The following is a 16,722-nucleotide window of genomic DNA, read 5'->3' as shown; positions in this document are numbered from 1 at the left end:
AATGATTACTTTTTCAATGCAGTTAAAAGTTTGTCGTGGATGCCACCAAAACCACCATTACTCATAATCAACACATGCTGGTTTGGTGCTTGATTTGTCACAACCTGTGCGACAATCTCATCTACGCTTGCAAAACACTGACGACCCGCGGCTTCAGCTTGTGCTTTAAGAGACCAAGATAGGCCATCTGGTTCGAATAGATACACTTCATCTGCCACATCAAGGGATTGCAATAAGGTTTCTTGATGAATGCCAAGCTTCATCGTATTTGAGCGAGGCTCTAAAATAGCAATGATAGGTGCATCTCCAACTTTTGCTCTAAGACCTGCGAGGGTCGTTGCTATTGCCGTGGGATGATGCGCGAAGTCATCATAGACAGTAACGCCATTGACCTCCCCTTTAATTTCCATACGGCGCTTAGGAGAAATAAATTGCCCTAGCGCTTCGATACTCACCTCGATTGGAATGCCCACATGTCTTGCCGCCGCAATCGCCATCATGGCATTTTTGACATTATGTACACCAATCGCTTGCCAATTTACTTCGCCTTTTTCTTCGCCTTCAAATAACACTGTAAAGCGAGAGCCGTCAGCCTTGAGCAAGTTATACGACCATTCTTTACCAAGGGATTCCTGCTCACTCCAAAAACCGCGTTCAATGACGTTTTGTAGCGCAGTATCATCCGCTGGATATACGGCCTTACCCTGGCTGGGTAGCGTGCGAATTAAATGATGAAACTGGGTTTGAATGGCATTTAAATCTGGAAAAATATCAGCGTGATCATATTCAAGATTGTTGAGTATTAACGTGCGAGGTAAGTAATGGACAAACTTGCTGCGTTTATCGAAAAACGCCGTATCGTATTCGTCGGCTTCGATAACAAAGAATGGCGTATCTGAAGTGCGCGCCGACACACCAAAGTTTTGCACTATGCCACCAATCAAAAAGCCCGGGCGTAATCCTGCGTATTCGAGTAACCAAGCCAACATACTCGCAGTGGTCGTTTTGCCATGTGTACCGGCAACTGCCAACACCCATGACTGGCGTAATACATGGTCTTTTAACCATTCAGGGCCTGAGGTATAACGCATACCCTTTTCTAAAACATATTCAACGCACGGATTACCACGGCTCATGGCATTGCCGATGATCACCACATCAGGCTCAACATCGATGAGTTGCTTAGGGTCGTACCCTTGAGTTAGTTCAATTCCGAGTGATTCAAGTTGTGTACTCATCGGCGGGTAAACATTGAGATCTGAACCTGTGACTTTGTGCCCCAATGATTGAGCGATGGCTGCGATCCCGCCCATAAAGGTACCGCAAATCCCTAAAATATGTACGTGCATGATGTTAGCGTTCTTTATTATTTCATTGCCATTTAGATTAACATACTCAGCTTATTGGTGGCTGACTTTATTGTTGAATCTCATGCACCAGTATTATTCTTTATTTTAAAGTGGGTAGTGTGAGAACGTGCTCAAGGTTGTATCGTTCTTAAAATTTTTGTCGCGCTAAAGCACGACCTACGGTTAGTAGTGCGTGCCACGCAAAAGGGAGCGTTGTGGTAAAGGTTTGTCGCGCTAAAGCGCGACCTGCGATGCGGTAGCTGCCGACCACACGCCTTTTTCGATACCCTGTTGTACCATCAAAGTCAGCGCTTTTTCTATCGCTTGAGTTACACAAATGTGCATCGGTTCGTTATCGCTAAAACCCGCTTCGGCTTCAGCCAATCGTTTATAACTCACATAGCGGAAAAACCCTGCCCGAACCTCCATGGATAGCACCTTTTTACTACTCGCGACAGAAAGCAGCACTTGCCCGGTACGAACATCAACTGCGCGCATATAAATAGAGATAACATCCTCACGATAAAGCTCAGATGCACCTATGCCAAAATATTCCATCCCCAAACCGCCTGTGCGGATATTAGAGTCATAGCTGATGATCCCACCTTCTAAAATAATCTTTGCGGTCATTAATGGTGGCAAAGCGCTTGTATCATTATCATCACTTGCTGCACGAATAATTTTGCGCTCAGTCAGCAGGTTTTGCAGCCCTTCACGTTCTACCGGAATAAACCAATCCGTTTCGTGTAGTGCCTGCATTAAAATCGAGTTAGCGCCTTGAGTCACCGCTGTTGAAAATGAACTCACATTATCTTGTGGTTTATATTGCCCTGTTTGGTCGCGAAATGAATAAACCGAGACAGGAATTCGCCCCTTAGGTGTGGGTAAATTTTTTAGTTCTGCAAAGGTTTCGGTATCGGTCAGCTCAATAGCCACACTTTGCGCCGGTGGCAACACACGTGACATGCTAGAACAACCACTAAGTAGTAACAACAATACCAATAAAGTTACGCGGAGCATTTAGTATCCTCCACCAGCCGAAGCGGCAAATCTGGGTACTTCAAGAATGGTTTCTTCACCCGATGCTGTATTTGTTATTCTAACCGTAATGGTGTCGGGTGTACTGGTGATCACTTGGATTTGATAGTCGCCACTCATAAACGTCGCGTCTTGATCAAAAATACTGTCTTTGATGTCATCACCAAACGCCACATCCGTAATTTCTCTTACCAAGCGGTTGAGATACGTACGCTCGAGTGATTCTTGAAACTTTTCATCATAGGTCTTTTCTATAATTGGCGCTCTGTGTTTATTTTGAGATTGCGCTTTACTCAATAACATATTGGCGTTTAACGGGTTACCACCAAATGCGGGGTTAATTGGTTTATATACCAGCTCCGTTGCTGCCACATGAGCACCGCTAAGTAGCATTAAACCAGCACACACGATTGTTGTTTTTATTGTTGCCATGTTACCACCCACTTGCTGCTAAATCTTCTGAGCCATTCTGTTGATATTGTTCTCTCGCCATCGCATCCATAATAGTAAAGATGGCAGTCTCAACTCGCTCATCAACAGAGCCACCTCTCCTTCCCATCGCTGTTGCGTAGACTGCGCGATTATTCATTAAAACTTCTAACCGAGTGCCTGCTCTTGGTAAAACCGTTTCTTTAACCGTGATATTAATTCCCGAGGTGTTAGGAACATCTCTCCAAAGCTGTGAAAATTGAAAGTAAAACTGATGACCAAATCGGCTAATACTCTGATCCATCACTAAACCATCAATTTCTACATCTTCTTGTGCACTCAGTGAAAATGTAGAAACGAGCATGGCGCTCAAGAATGTTATTATTCTTATCATTATTTGTTTACTCACGGCATAGAATATCTTTACTGACGAGATTCACATTGATATTTTGGTTAGCTGAATAGTACAAAATACGGGGGCTGGTGTTGCCCCCTGTCTAAATTGCTTAGCTATTACTTAGTTATTGCTGAGTGATAGTCGCAACGTTGTTGTCACCAACCTGAGTTACGGTAATGTTTTGACCACTACCTGTAATTCCACCTTGAACTAAGTTGCCATCACCAATTTGGCTTACTGTAAATGCATTATCATCACCGTTGATAATGAATGCTTCTGAGCCCATACCCATCACAAAGTTGTTGCTACCATTTTGTGTGATGTCTAACATATTACGGCTGCCTTCAAGCATTAAATCTATCGCGTTAAATTCGCCTGATTGCGCAATATCTACTTGGTTTGAACTGCTATCGAACACACTGCTCATCGTCACAACAACACCATTGCCAGTGCCACTTTGTGAGATATCAACGGCGTTGTCATTGCTTGCAAGGCTAACGTCTGGGTAAGATGATTGCACTACCACCTCGTTTTCATCACCCGTTTGGGTAACATCAACATCGTTATCACTACCGTTGAAATTCGCAACATGTGCGATGTTCGCATTACCTACTTGAGTCGCTGAAAACTCATTGTTTTCACCAGCAACGCCAAGGTACATCTCGTTGCCATTGCCAATTTGCATCGCGGTAAATTCGTTATTATCACCAACAACGTCAGCTTGAACTTTGTTCTCATCACCACGCTGTTCAGCCGTCACTTCATTATCACTACCAACTAATAAATCTGACGCAAAGGTGTTAGTTGAGCCTTCCTGATCGATACTAAGCTCGTTATTGTCTCCAGTAATTTCAAATACGTTAACCGTATTGCTATCACCTTCCGACTGCTCAATCTCAATTTGGTTGTCATCCCCAATCACTGTCTCTACGGCGATAACATTGAAATTGCCGCTTTGGCTCGATTCAATTTCGTTTTCATTACCCTGTAGACTAACCACTTTATATTGGTTATACACACCATCTTGGTCCAAAGTAATTTGGTTCATATCACCTTGTACAGACTCAAGTGTGGCTTCGTTCCACATACCTGATTGTGTCGCTGATACCTCGTTTTGGCTACCTTGCATATTTAGGTTGTAGAACCATTGACCGCCAGAACCTTGAGATACCGTAATAGTATTTTGATCGCCATTAATGATATTGATGGCTTCGTTGTTAATCCCAAGGATCCCGCTACCTGACTGCTGAATGTCAATCGCGTTATCGTCGCCAGTAACTTCCGTTAATGCGCCGTTAGATTCACCATCTTGGCTATATACTTGGTTATTGTTGTTACCGGTTGTTGTTATAATAGCGACGTTACCAGTACCATTTTGATCGGCTTCTGTAATGTTGTTGTCGCCAACCGTAGTCACATCTGTCAGATTAGATGTTCCCAGTTGCACAGAAGCTAACTCGTTGCCACCTTGACTACCTGAAGTTTGTGAAAGCTTAAGCTCATTACTTGTTCCACTTACACGTTCTACTTGTGAAAGTGCAGAAGTTGAAAGTGGTTTATTATCTGATTTTGCCTCAGCATGTGCTGTAATAGAATGTGTTAGCGCAAGTGCGATAGCGCAACTCACGATTGATTTTGAAAACTTCACACTGTTCTCCTTAGAGATTTATTATATTATTTTTCAATTAAGTGCTTAGTGCAGGCTTTGAGCTGTTGCCGAACTCAGCCAACTGCAACCTTTCACTTAACTAACGTCCTGTTATGACTCATTACTCTTGAGTCGCTCCCACCTGTGCCAGTTACCAGAGTGTTACATTTTTAATGAAAAACGTAATCTATATCAAAGTCAGCAAATCAATATGATGAAATAATATATTTTATTACGTCTAGTCATCTTTAACTCTAAGATGGGAACAACCGAAGATAAATAAGAAGATTTTATGAAAAAAATATCCTTTATTTTTCATTACGATACAAAACTAAACTTACACAAAATTACGAACAAAAAATGGAGATACAAAAAAAGTATGGTTAAAGTTCAAACGCACCCATTTCCATACATCCCATAAAAAAGAACCAAATAATTCATTCCTAAACCTCCTACCCAGTAAAAAATCCTGATTTTATTAATTAACGCTTTTTTTACATTGCACTGCTGAATATCTGCGTCTAGGTTTTAAGACGTTGCCAAAAAGACCACAGCCACTACCAGAAAAATTACCAACTCAAAAATCGTGTATCGATGGATACGCTTGAAATTAAAAAGGTTATTAATATGAGATCTAAACTTTCTGCATTGTCTTTGGCTTTGCTACCAGCACTTGCTTTCACAGCTCAAGCGGCAGTTCAAATTGAAACAACAACCGCGACTGCAGACGACAGCATCCTAGTTGTATTTAAAGAAAATACCTCTGCAGCACTTCGTGCAAATGCAAGAAACCTAGTAAAAGCAAAAATGGCAGATTTAAATGCTGACGGTGTTGATGATAAATACCGTCATGTTTTGAAAGGTCGTTTAGCAAACTTTAAGCTAGATAGCATTACAGCAAAACAAGCGATTGAAAAACTGGCTAATCATCCAGCGGTTGCATATGTTGAGCCTGACTATCAAGTAAAAGCACTTGGCATTCCCGATGACAGTCGTTTTGACGAATTGTGGGGTATGCACAACACAGGTCAAACTGGTGGTACAGCAGATGCCGACATTGACGCTCCTGAAGCGTGGGATATTACGGTTGGCTCACGTGATGTTATCGTCGGTGTGATCGATACCGGTGTTGATTATACTCACCCAGATCTAGCCGCAAATGCATGGCACAACCCGGGTGAAATAGCTGGGGATGGTATTGATAACGACGGTAACGGTTATATTGATGACGTTCACGGTATCAATGCTATTACTGGTAGTGGCGATCCGATGGATGACCAAGGCCACGGTACGCACGTTTCGGGTACTATCGGTGCTTCAGGCAACGATGCAACGGGCGTTGCTGGTGTAAACCATGAGGTGTCTATCGTAGGCTGTAAATTCCTCGATGCATCAGGCTCAGGCTCAACCTCAGATGCGATTGAGTGTATTGACTATATGGTTGCGCTTAAAAACACGGGTCATAACGTTCGTGTTACTAATAATAGTTGGGGTGGCGGCGGCTTCAGCCAAGCACTTTCTGATGCAATCACAGCCAGTGAAAATGCGGATATCTTATTTGTTGCCGCAGCTGGTAACAGTGCGGTAGATAACGACGTAAACCCTCACTATCCTTCAAGCTATGAACACGACAGCGTATTCTCTATTGCAAGTACAACACATACCGATGCGATGTCTTCATTTTCTCAATGGGGTTTAACGTCTGTTGACATGGGCGCACCAGGTAGCGCAATTTTATCTACCGTTCCAGGTGGTGGTTATTCAAGTTACTCAGGTACTTCAATGGCGACACCTCACGTTGCAGGTGCTGCTGCTCTGGTACTTTCTATCAATCCTACACTAAGTGCTATCGAGCTTAAAAACCTACTGATGCAAAGTGGTGATGTTAATGCTGACCTTACAGATAAAACAGTATCTGGTAAGCGCTTAAATGTGAATCAAGCAGTAATCGATGCAGACCCAGAGCCTGGCTTTAGAGTGTCAGCTCGTCCTGCTAATCAGGAAATCACGGCGGGCGATACTGCAACATACGAATTTACTTTTGCTTCGGTCGCTGACTGGCAGGGTACTATAGACTTGTCTGTTACCTCACCAATTGCTGGTGCGACATTGTCTGCGACTACCGCAATGCCTGGCGATACTGTAACACTTTCAGTACCAACTACGGCTTCGACTCAATGGGGCGAATATAGCTTTACACTCAATGCAACATCAGGTGAACTTGCAGATCAAGAGCAGGTAGGACTATATGTATTACCTCAAGGGTTAAGCGATTTCAGCTATGAAAATACTACCGCGGTAGACATCCCTGATAACGATGCTTCTGGTATTACTTCTGTGATCACTGTAGCTGATACGGTTACTGTGTTTGATAGTAATACCCTAGTGGATATTACACACACCTACATTGGCGACTTAATTGTTACACTTACCTCTCCAGCTGGAACAGTAGCAACACTGCATAACCGTCAAGGTGGTGCCGCAGACGACATTAACCAAACCTTTAACTCAGCTGCGTTTAATGGTGAAGTTGCAACAGGTGATTGGACATTGTCTGTCTCAGATAATGCAGGTATCGATACTGGAACATTGAACAGTTGGACTCTGAACCTAACAGGCCTTGGTGAAACATCTCCTCAACCTCCAGTTGCGGGCTTCAGTTTTGCAGCTTCAGGCTTAGCCGTGACATTCACTGATGAGAGCCGCGACCCGAACGATGACATCGTTAGTTGGGCATGGGACTTTGGTGATGGCAGCATCAGTACTGACGCAAGCCCGATCCATGAGTTTGCAGCATCTGGTGAGTACAGCGTTTCTCTGACTGTTACTGATAGTGAAGGCAACAGCCACACAACAACCCAATCTGTTATTGTTAGTACTGATGAAATTGAGCTATCGCTAGTTCGCGCAAATAAGTCTCGCTTAGGCTTTATCCGCGTAGAACTTTCATGGCAAGGCAGCAGTGCAGATGAAGTAACGATTTACCGTGATGGACAAGCGATTGAATCTGTCTCAAATACTGGTAAATTCAGAGACTTCTCTCGTGATTTAGAAGCTACCAGCTACACGTATAAAGTGTGTCAATCTAGTGAAATCTGTTCAAATGAAATCACAGTGAACTTTTAATCACTCTATCCCCAAAAATAATCTAAGCCCCGGAAGGGGCTTTTTTGGGCCATAAAATATTGCCACATAGGCTTATTTTAATACCTAGAAACCCAATAACACGTCATACAACACCTGACTACCCAACCGTTATAACCACTTCAACTCGAAGTACTAACCACATAAGTCCTTTAAATAAGCGGATAAATATGGATTTATACCAATTCTCTTAATTAAGTGATCTATTTTGAGGCGAGAAAATATTGTCGATAATACCGCTACCGCGTCCTGCTATCGCCAAAGTACCTACATCCATGTAAACAAGAGAAAAGTTTGCTATTCAGTTGTTCTAAATAAGAAATTTTTAACGCAGATAGCATCAGTTTTGCTCCGTCAAATTGAACAAGTATTAAGATTAATTGGTATTATATACTTGCAACAGAAAGAACTAATAATCATTCGTTATTACATCGCGATGGAACATCATTCGCTAGAGTTAAAAACCAAACTTCAATTACCAACCGTACATATTGCAACATAAATTTGTTTGCAACTTAGCTTATAATGGTTAAAATTGCGGGCTATGTCGAAAAAAGGCAGCAAGAATTAAACCGGAGATGATATGAAAGCAGTGATTCCTGTGGCAGGTTTGGGAACTAGGATGCTACCAATGACCAAAGCAATTCCAAAAGAAATGCTGCCTTTGGTAGATAAACCTCTGATTCAGTACATAGTCAAAGAGTGCGTTGCAGCAGGTATCAAAGAAATCGTATTAGTGACTCACTCGTCCAAAAATGCAATTGAAAACCATTTTGATACTAGCTTTGAGCTGGAAGCTACATTAGAAAAGCGCGTAAAGCGCAAGCTATTGGATGAAGTGCGCTCAATTTGTCCTGACGACGTCACTATTATGCATGTTCGTCAGGGTGAAGCTAAGGGCCTTGGACATGCTGTGTTATGTGCGCAGCCCATTGTTGGTGACAATGACTTTGTTGTTGTATTACCTGACGTAGTTTTAGACGAATATTCTGCGGATCAAAGTAAAGAAAACCTTGCTGCAATGCTTTCTCGTTTTAACCAAACCAAAACTAGCCAAATTATGCTAGAACCGGTTCCACAGCAGGACGTATGTAAGTACGGTATCGCTGATGTTAATGGCATTCAACTTAGCGCTGGCGAGAGTAGCGCGATAAAGCATATGATCGAAAAGCCAAGCATTGAAGAGGCTCCTTCTAACCTAGCAGTGGTTGGTCGCTATGTACTTTCTAAAAATATTTGGCCCCTATTAAGGAAAACACCTGTCGGTGCCGGTGGCGAGATCCAGTTAACAGATGCAATCGATATGTTGATGGAAAAAGAAACCGTTGAAGCTTTTCATATGAGTGGACGCTCACATGACTGCGGAGATAAGCTGGGTTATCTTAAAGCTATCGTTGAATATGCTATTCGTGACGAGCAGTTAGGTGAAGAATTTTCACAATTCTTAAAACGCTTTCATCAATTAAGCCTAGCTTCTTAGTTTGTCGCGGGATAAACCCGCTGCTACCGGTTTGCACATTCGTAGCAGCGACTTTAAGTCGCGACTCTTTTATGACTTTAGGTCGCGACGCTTGTAAGATTTGATATCACGACTTACACCAACCTTGGTCGCGGGATAAACCCGCTGCTACCGGTTTGCACATTCGTAGCAGCGACTTTAGGTCGCGACGCTTGTAATGACTTTCAATCACCTTAATAAATCACACCCATATACAAAACCAATATGGATATTCACATACCCGCGTAACAAGGTTAGCCCTTATTGGGTTCTGAATTATATACCTTGCTTGCTCTTTTAAATCATCTTCGCTTCGAATCAAGTGTTCATAATAACCTTTTTGCCATAAGCTAAAGACACCAAATGAGCGTAAACGAGTCGTAATTCGACCCTTTACGGCGCGAATTGCATCTGACAAGCTAAGGGAGCCATTTAGCTGTATGATTAAGTGCAGATGATCAGGCATTAAAACGAAAGCAATAACTTTAAAAAGGCGTTCCTTTTCGCAAGCCATGATTGTCTTAGCGGCCTCAGCACAAATCGAAAAGGAGTTAAAGTACGACTTTCTATCTTTGCACGTTACGGTAATTGCATAGAACTGATTTACGAGTGAGACCCGCTTATTCCTCAAGTTTTGACTTTTGTACATGTTATATCCTTATAACTCTACGTACATAAAGAATAGAGCAGATTTGAAAGAGAGCAAACTTGAAAAGTATATTGGAATCAACCCCGGTCGCGGGATAAACCCGCTGCTACTGGTTTGCACATTCGTAGCAGCGACTTTAAGTCGCGACTCTTTTATGGCTTTAGGTCGCGACGCTTTTAAGATTTAATATCACGACTCACACCAACCCTGGTCGCGGGATAAACCCGCTGCTACCGGTTTGCACATTCGTAGCAGCGACTTTAAGTCGCGACGCTTTTATGACTTTAGGTCGCGACGCTTGTAAGATTTGATATCACGACTTACACCAACCTTGGTCGCGGGATAAACCCGCTGCTACTGGTTTGCACATTCGTAGCAGCGACTTTAGGTCGCGATTCTTTTATGACTTTAGGTCGCGACGCTTGTAAGATTTGATATCACGACTTACACCAACCTTGGTCGCGGGATAAACCCGCTGCTACCGGTTTTTGCACATTCGTAGCAGCGACTTTAAGTCGCGACTCTTCTATAGCTTAGGGTCGCGGGATAAACCCGCTGCTACCGGTTTGCACATGCGTAGCAGCGACTTTAGGTCGCGACTTATTTAACGATTTTATGTTGAGATTTACAACCTTTGACGCGGAGTCCCCCGTTTCTACCGATATACGTCACTTTTTTCAATCACTTCAATATCATACCCATCAGGATCTTTGATAAAAAAGAACCTTGCTACCAATACATCGTGATTATAAAAGTCCTTGACTGCTTGAGGATTGTAGTTACTTTTTTGGGCTTTATCGTAAATTACTTCCAAATTATCTACAGCAAATGCAAGATGCCCATAGCCATTACCGATGGTATAATCCGTAGCCTCATGATTCCAAGTCAGCTCTAATTCAAAGGACGTTTCTTCATTGCCAAGATAGATAAGAGAAAAGCCACTAAAATCTAGTCGTCGCTTCACTGTCAATGCAAATACATCATGATAAAATTTAGTTGAATGACCAGCATCTTTCACTCTGATCATTGAATGGATCATTTTTGCCATTACTTTACCTATGGAATTTATATGTGTGAGCTCTACGCATCAACCCCCCCTCACTGCTACGAAGTAGATAAGCGCTCTATCCGAATTCAAGGTGCTGTTACTAGCCTTGCTTTAGAGAACGAAATTTGGCACCTGCTAGAAAACATAGCTAAGAATGAACGGCTTACTTTAGCTGAGTTTATTTCAACTCTTTATCAAGAAGTAATTGAACGCCATGGTGAGATTAAAAATTTGGCGTCAATGTTGCGTATTACCTGCTTAACTTACCTTGCAAATAATAAAGCAAACGATCTACACAGTGGTAGTAGCTGAATACTACACTTTACTGTCGATCTAAAAAGCGTTGCCATGTAATATTCGGATTGATAACTCGGATTGGTGAAATGACCTGCTTCAGTAAGCAAAGAGGAGGACGTTTCACTTCATGGCCATCTTGCTTGAGACCCAGCAAGTATTGGAAGCTGCTTTTTGTACCGAGCTGTATAGCTGAAATTCTAACTTGCTGCTCAAAATTCAAACGCAGGCTGCTGATCGCAGTTTTCATGCCTTGCTGGTCAACATTAGGTAGACCACACTTCTGCAAGTACCCTTGCCTTTCCCCTTCGCCAGAAAACCAAATTCTGACTTTCTCGCTATAGCGCCCAGTCTTAGCTGGTAAATCAAATAGTATGCGATGATGAGCTTGTTGTTTGACTAGTGCTAAATACTGCTCTAACCCGCTTTGCCATAAAGCAGAATGGATGGGCACAATACGTGGTTGAATTTTACCGTGAGTATTAAAATGAAACACATGAACATGATCTTCATAATGAATATCATCAAGTGTAAGAGAACCAATTTCATCACTGTAAGCCCCCGTATAATAGCTCAGCAAAGGTAACCAAAAATGCCAATGCTTGGGTTGCTCACGCTTCAACTTTTCATCCGAGTATATATAGCCATTGAACAAAGTATGAAGTTCCATAGAGGAAAACGCTCTTCGGCCTAAATGAGATTTCATACTGTAGTCAACGTATTGAGTATACTAAAGATCTTAAGTTTAACGGTTTTTAGTCTTTTTCGGAAGTTTGATAGTTACCTTCTCCTCAAAGCAGCCTGTTTATCCCGCGACAAGCGCGTAAAGAAAAGAGTTGTGGCATAAAACCATAAAAGAGAGTCGTGACCTAAAGCCATAAAAGAGTCGCGACCTAAAGTCGCTGCTACGCCAAGTTTGTAGCAGCGGGTTTATCCCGCGAAAAAGTGATAACGAGTAATACCTACATGTATATATTTAATTGAGAAAAGAAAAAAGCCGCGTCTCCGCGGCTTAACTGATTGGACTAATCATTCTTTTCTTAGCTACCCGTTACAGTGTCACACGCTACTGAAACATCGATGGTCTCATCTGTTCCATCAGGCGTAATAGACGTTGTGAATGGTGCCGAAATTCGAGGATCTACGCTAACAGCATATGATGCGATATCACCGTTAAGTGCAGAAAGTGCAAAAGTACCGTCACCATTATTTGCTGCTGTGCGGAATGGCTTAGTAGTACTAGCTCTATACTTTACAATCGCACCTGGGATAACTTCTGTTACCGTTGTATCGTTAGAACAAACTGCTCTAACAGTTACATTTTCATTAACTGTGGTTTGAATTGGATTTGCTAGCGCGATCGAAATTGGGCCATCACATACCGGAACTTCAGCATTCGTTGCAGAAGCATTCCCCCACACGTTACCTGCTGCGTCACGAATAACTACACGTGCTGATGCCGTTGAGCTAATACCGTAACGAGCTGAAGTGCTTGCAGAAACGACTGTTTTTGACGTACTACCACCACGTAAATAACTTGATACGCTTGCATCTGCTGAAGTCATACTTACATATAGACCTGAACTCGGAACAGTATCACCAGTCACATTAACAGTAATACCTTGCGTACAGATTGGAACTGAACGAGACAATGTAAAGAACGTAAGGTGATCGGTTTTGAAAGATGCTTTATAAGCCGTACCTTCCGCATTTAACGCACCAACAGTTGCTTTATTCGTTTCTGACTGCCATTTACCTGTATCTTCATTATTCGAAGAAACATCAAACAGGTCTCCCGTTTGAATTGTTCTATCACCAGATGGTGCTAAGGTTGCGACAGGAAGTGAAACAGAAACATCAATCTCTTGACTAAATTGCTTGATCTTAGTTCCATTGTTATCTTGCATCACGATATTGCTTACACCAACTGGCTTTTTAACGCTGGTTGTACTATCTGCACTCAATCCAGCTGGCAAAACAGCGGAGATCTTGCTGGATGTAGGATCCGCAGAGCCAACAGTTAATGAAACAGAAGTACCTGTAACTGCATTACCGTTTGCATCTCTTAATTGCACGCCGGCTGGAATAGTGACATCAGAGCCTGCATTACCTTTTGCTGCCGCAGCAGTAACAGCAGATGCAGTTGTTGCATTAGCTACACTTTCAGAAACGCTTGCTTCAACAACTTCATCACCGCTTTTTGACACGAGCGCCAATTCAGCTTCTAAAGTTGCCTCAGAGTCTTCGTTACTTAAATCAATTTCAAAGCTTTTTGAAAAATAGCCGTCAGCAGTTACAACCGCAGTTACGATCCCAACGTCTGCACCTTCTTTTACGGTAAAGGTGTAGCTACCATCTTCTGTTGCAATCTGTGTTATTGCATCACCATTGACGTTAACCAAGTTTGAGGCAGGCTCTCCATCCTCAAAAAAGGCAATTGTTGCCGGTGCAACGATATCAACAGTATCAATATCAACTACGTTACCGCTTACAGCAAATGCTAGAGCAGCTGGCGTTTCTGGCGCCACAATCACAGGATCTGTTGGTTCTGGCGGCTTAACAACTACATTATCATCATCATCGCTAAAACAGCCAGATAATGCTAGAGCTGAAGCTACAGACAAAGCGAGTAAAGATTTTTTGTTCGAAATCATGATTGGTCCTTGTTCCCTTTTTTGAAAGCGCCAGGCGGCACCGTCGCGCGTTTTAATACATCGAAGTTTAAATATAGAGAAGGTTTTAAGATTGTCCAGCTTGATAGTATAAGTTTTTAATAATTTTTAAAGATTTTCGTATACAAAGTTACTTCAAGTCCCTTTAATAGAAGCAAGTGTATAACAACCGTAATATTACTTTAATAATATTTATGACGTCCAAACTTTGCTAAGCGTACTTATGTTAGGATGTCTGTAACTTTTTTGACAACAAAAAAAGCCGCTATTCAGCGGCTTTTTTAAGGCTTAATAACAGACGTTATTAAGAACCAGTTACTGTCTCACAAGCCATTTTTAGCTCTTGGTCTGCAACTTCAGCACCCGCTTCAAAAGTAAACGATGTAGCTTGGCCTTCTGCAACTTCTAGTGATAATGGATCAATGCTTACAGTGTACGTCTCGCCAACAACTAGGTTATTTAACGAATATGTACCTTCAGCATTTGCAGCAAGGTATGTTGCTTTGTCAGCACGACGGTAAGTAATCACTGAGTTTTGTACTGGAACAGAAACCGACTCATCATTAGAACAAACACCCGTTAAGTCAAATGATGCTGTTGTGTACTCAACCGCTGGCGCTTCTAACGTTGCTGCAACAGCTTCACCACATACAGCTACTTCATTTTCAGTATCAAACCAAACTGTACCTTCAGCATCACGAAGTACAATACGTGCTGTCGCGTCTGCACTTACGTTATTTTTACCCGCGTTTTCCGCAGTGTAAATAACTTTAGAAGTTGCTCCTGAAGCAATGAACTTAGTTGCATTGATATCAGATGATTGCACATCAACAAATAAGCCGCCTGCAGGTACGTCACCAGTGATGTTTACAGAAACATCATTATTACATACAGCAACTTCATCAGTTGCGGTGAAGAATGTAAGGTGGTCGGTCATAAACGAAGCTTTGTACGCAGTTCCTGCTTCGTTTAAAGCACCAACAGTAACTTCATTATTAGTCTCTTTAGTCCAAACGCCTGTATCTTCGTTATGAGATGAAAGGCCTAATACATCACCAGTTTCAACAGCGCGGCCTTCAGATGCTAGTACAGTATCTTTTGGAATAGAGATTGAGATAGAGATTGGGTTGCTGAACTTTTTGATCTTAACGCCATTCTCATCAGTCATTGTTACGTTAGCAACACCAACTGGAGCTGCTAAAGTCGCAGCGCTATCTGCATTCAGTCCTTCAGGAAGCACTGCACCGGCAGCTGAAGATGTAGGATCTGCAGAACCAACGTTTAGTGATACTTTTGTACCAGTGATAGCTTCACCATTTGCGTCACGAAGTACAACGCCAGCAGGAATTACCACGTTAGCACCAGCTTTGCCTTTAGCTGCTGTTGCTGTGATTGCAGCGTCTACAACACCGCCTTCAACTTCAGTTTCTACAACTTCTTCAACAGTTGAATCTGTATTTTTAGAAACAAGTGCTAGTTGAACCGCAACTTCAGCAACATCTTCTTCCGTAGTTAGATCAATGTTGAAGCTCTTTGAGAAGTAACCGTTCGCTGTAACAACGGCTGTTACTTGAGAAAGCTCAGCACCTTCTTTAACAGTAAATACAAAATTACCAGCATCACCAGTTTCAACTGTTGCAGTTACTTCGCCTTTGGTATTTACGATGTTTTCAGAAGCTTCACCATTTTCTAGGAATGCGATTGTTGCAGGAACAACGTTAGTGCTGTTTTTGTCAACAACGCTACCATTCACAACTAGAGAAAGAGCATTAGGAGCATCAGGTGCTACAACTACAGGATCTGTAGGCTCTGGTGGTGGAGTTGTTGTGTTATTGTCATCGTCGCTGAAACAGCCTGAAAGCGTCAACGCAGATGCGACTGACAGCGCAAGAAGAGATTTTTTGTTTGCAATCATGATTAGTCCTTGTTTTCTTTTTTATTAACAACGCCACGTTAGCGTGTTAACACACAAAAAAAGCTTCATTGCTAGCAATGAAAGCTTTAAATTAAAAATTTGTATGGTAGACAGGGACTAAGTCACTCCCTGACCCGATTCAACGCGAGCTTTGTAGTCAAAACTATGACCAAGATAGAAACAGCCCACGATGACCCCGCTAATTTATCACAGTAAAGCGTTAGATCCAACCGCTTGATTTAGTTTGAAAGTAGGATACCGTTGGTACACTAAATACACAATGAATGAAGTTAAATTTATCGTAAATAATTGCAACATAATGGTTGTTTATTAACGAGGTATAAATTGTAAATGTGTAGCGATAGCTTCAGTGCAGCTATCGTCACGAGATAAAATAAAAAAGAGAATCGCGATCCGTAACCGGGATTTATCCCGTAATAAGAGCGTCGCGACATAAAGTCGCTGCTACGAATACATAGCCCCGCGACAAGCACTCCAACCTCGTGGCAGCGGGTTTATCCCGCGACAGCAGCACCGAAACGCCACACCTAAAGCTGCGGATTTACCCCGAGATAACAGCATCGCGACATAAAGTCGCTGCTACGAATACATAACCCCGCGACAAGGTTCCAAACTCCAAC

The 16,722-nt window shown here is 42.3% G+C and carries 13 protein-coding genes; 3 read left to right on the top strand and 10 right to left on the bottom strand.

All coding sequences use genetic code 11. The features are described from left to right. Positions 1 to 5: 5 nt before the first annotated feature. The 5 genes from mpl to MHN32_RS17100 form a co-directional block, all read right to left on the bottom strand. Positions 6 to 1,349 (bottom strand): UDP-N-acetylmuramate:L-alanyl-gamma-D-glutamyl-meso-diaminopimelate ligase, encoded by a 1,344-nt coding sequence (gene mpl / locus MHN32_RS17120; RefSeq protein ID WP_010605734.1) that lies wholly within the window; start codon positions 1,347 to 1,349, stop codon positions 6 to 8. A 234-nt stretch (positions 1,350 to 1,583) separates the two neighbouring features. Then, positions 1,584 to 2,369 carry a CsgG/HfaB family protein gene (locus MHN32_RS17115; protein WP_174170378.1) on the bottom strand — a complete coding sequence of 262 codons (786 nt, stop codon included), beginning with the start codon at positions 2,367 to 2,369 and terminating at the stop codon, positions 1,584 to 1,586. Then, entirely contained in the window at positions 2,370 to 2,819 is a 450-nt protein-coding gene (locus MHN32_RS17110) for a curli assembly protein CsgF (RefSeq protein WP_010605736.1), read from the bottom strand. It lies immediately after the preceding gene. Between the two features lies 1 nt (position 2,820). Beyond that, positions 2,821 to 3,210 carry a CsgE family curli-type amyloid fiber assembly protein gene (locus MHN32_RS17105; protein ID WP_029215819.1) on the bottom strand — a complete coding sequence of 130 codons (390 nt, stop codon included), beginning with the start codon at positions 3,208 to 3,210 and terminating at the stop codon, positions 2,821 to 2,823. A 127-nt stretch (positions 3,211 to 3,337) separates the two neighbouring features. Beyond that, positions 3,338 to 4,861, bottom strand: coding sequence for a curlin (locus MHN32_RS17100; protein WP_235366864.1), 1,524 nt, complete (start codon positions 4,859 to 4,861; stop codon positions 3,338 to 3,340). A gap of 627 nt (positions 4,862 to 5,488) precedes the next feature. On the opposite strand from MHN32_RS17100, the gene MHN32_RS17095 reads away from it, so the two are divergent. Beyond that, complete coding sequence (locus MHN32_RS17095; protein ID WP_343224410.1) at positions 5,489 to 7,987, top strand: S8 family serine peptidase; 2,499 nt, start codon at positions 5,489 to 5,491, stop codon at positions 7,985 to 7,987. A gap of 601 nt (positions 7,988 to 8,588) precedes the next feature. Next, complete coding sequence (gene galU, locus MHN32_RS17090) at positions 8,589 to 9,485, top strand: UTP--glucose-1-phosphate uridylyltransferase GalU (RefSeq protein WP_102056114.1); 897 nt, start codon at positions 8,589 to 8,591, stop codon at positions 9,483 to 9,485. Between the two features lie 220 nt (positions 9,486 to 9,705). Here galU and MHN32_RS17085 read toward each other — a convergent pair whose 3' ends face one another. Both MHN32_RS17085 and MHN32_RS17080 read right to left on the bottom strand, forming a co-directional pair. Continuing rightward, on the bottom strand, positions 9,706 to 10,152 hold the full coding sequence (locus tag MHN32_RS17085; RefSeq protein WP_010605741.1) for a transposase: 447 nt from the start codon (positions 10,150 to 10,152) through the stop codon (positions 9,706 to 9,708). Between the two features lie 655 nt (positions 10,153 to 10,807). Then, positions 10,808 to 11,200, bottom strand: a complete 393-nt coding sequence (locus MHN32_RS17080; protein WP_239422381.1) for a VOC family protein — start codon at positions 11,198 to 11,200, stop codon at positions 10,808 to 10,810. Between the two features lie 21 nt (positions 11,201 to 11,221). Between MHN32_RS17080 and MHN32_RS17075 the strand changes: the two genes are divergently transcribed. After that, complete coding sequence (locus MHN32_RS17075; protein WP_239422380.1) at positions 11,222 to 11,512, top strand: ribbon-helix-helix domain-containing protein; 291 nt, start codon at positions 11,222 to 11,224, stop codon at positions 11,510 to 11,512. Positions 11,513 to 11,522: 10 nt separating this feature from the next. Here the strand turns inward: MHN32_RS17075 and MHN32_RS17070 are convergent, their stop codons facing one another. The 3 genes from MHN32_RS17070 to MHN32_RS17060 all read right to left on the bottom strand — a co-directional run bounded on the left by MHN32_RS17070 (position 11,523) and on the right by MHN32_RS17060 (position 16,081). Then, positions 11,523 to 12,200 (bottom strand): hypothetical protein, encoded by a 678-nt coding sequence (locus MHN32_RS17070; protein WP_239422379.1) that lies wholly within the window; start codon positions 12,198 to 12,200, stop codon positions 11,523 to 11,525. A 334-nt stretch (positions 12,201 to 12,534) separates the two neighbouring features. Continuing rightward, the gene (locus MHN32_RS17065) at positions 12,535 to 14,148 is read right to left on the bottom strand and encodes a hypothetical protein (RefSeq protein WP_010605745.1); all 1,614 of its coding nucleotides are present in this window, start codon (positions 14,146 to 14,148) and stop codon (positions 12,535 to 12,537) included. A 322-nt stretch (positions 14,149 to 14,470) separates the two neighbouring features. Beyond that, positions 14,471 to 16,081, bottom strand: a complete 1,611-nt coding sequence (locus MHN32_RS17060; RefSeq protein WP_010605746.1) for a hypothetical protein — start codon at positions 16,079 to 16,081, stop codon at positions 14,471 to 14,473. Positions 16,082 to 16,722: the final 641 nt, after the last annotated feature.

This window comes from Pseudoalteromonas sp. Of11M-6 (assembly GCF_022347905.1).
In the GTDB taxonomy this organism is placed as follows: domain Bacteria; phylum Pseudomonadota; class Gammaproteobacteria; order Enterobacterales; family Alteromonadaceae; genus Pseudoalteromonas.
Note: the sequence above shows the minus strand (reverse complement) of the source record. Positions and strands in the feature narration are given on the sequence as shown.

Coding starts and splice junctions, on each gene's coding strand:
- MHN32_RS17075 (WP_239422380.1), top strand. CDS start 11,222: ATGTGTGAGCTCTACGCATCAACCCCCCCTCACTGCTACGAAGTAGAT.
- MHN32_RS17085 (WP_010605741.1), bottom strand. CDS start 10,152: ATGTACAAAAGTCAAAACTTGAGGAATAAGCGGGTCTCACTCGTAAAT.
- MHN32_RS17095 (WP_343224410.1), top strand. CDS start 5,489: ATGAGATCTAAACTTTCTGCATTGTCTTTGGCTTTGCTACCAGCACTT.
- galU (WP_102056114.1), top strand. CDS start 8,589: ATGAAAGCAGTGATTCCTGTGGCAGGTTTGGGAACTAGGATGCTACCA.
- MHN32_RS17110 (WP_010605736.1), bottom strand. CDS start 2,819: ATGGCAACAATAAAAACAACAATCGTGTGTGCTGGTTTAATGCTACTT.
- MHN32_RS17115 (WP_174170378.1), bottom strand. CDS start 2,369: ATGCTCCGCGTAACTTTATTGGTATTGTTGTTACTACTTAGTGGTTGT.
- MHN32_RS17105 (WP_029215819.1), bottom strand. CDS start 3,210: ATGATAAGAATAATAACATTCTTGAGCGCCATGCTCGTTTCTACATTT.
- MHN32_RS17070 (WP_239422379.1), bottom strand. CDS start 12,200: ATGAAATCTCATTTAGGCCGAAGAGCGTTTTCCTCTATGGAACTTCAT.
- mpl (WP_010605734.1), bottom strand. CDS start 1,349: ATGCACGTACATATTTTAGGGATTTGCGGTACCTTTATGGGCGGGATC.
- MHN32_RS17060 (WP_010605746.1), bottom strand. CDS start 16,081: ATGATTGCAAACAAAAAATCTCTTCTTGCGCTGTCAGTCGCATCTGCG.
- MHN32_RS17065 (WP_010605745.1), bottom strand. CDS start 14,148: ATGATTTCGAACAAAAAATCTTTACTCGCTTTGTCTGTAGCTTCAGCT.
- MHN32_RS17080 (WP_239422381.1), bottom strand. CDS start 11,200: ATGGCAAAAATGATCCATTCAATGATCAGAGTGAAAGATGCTGGTCAT.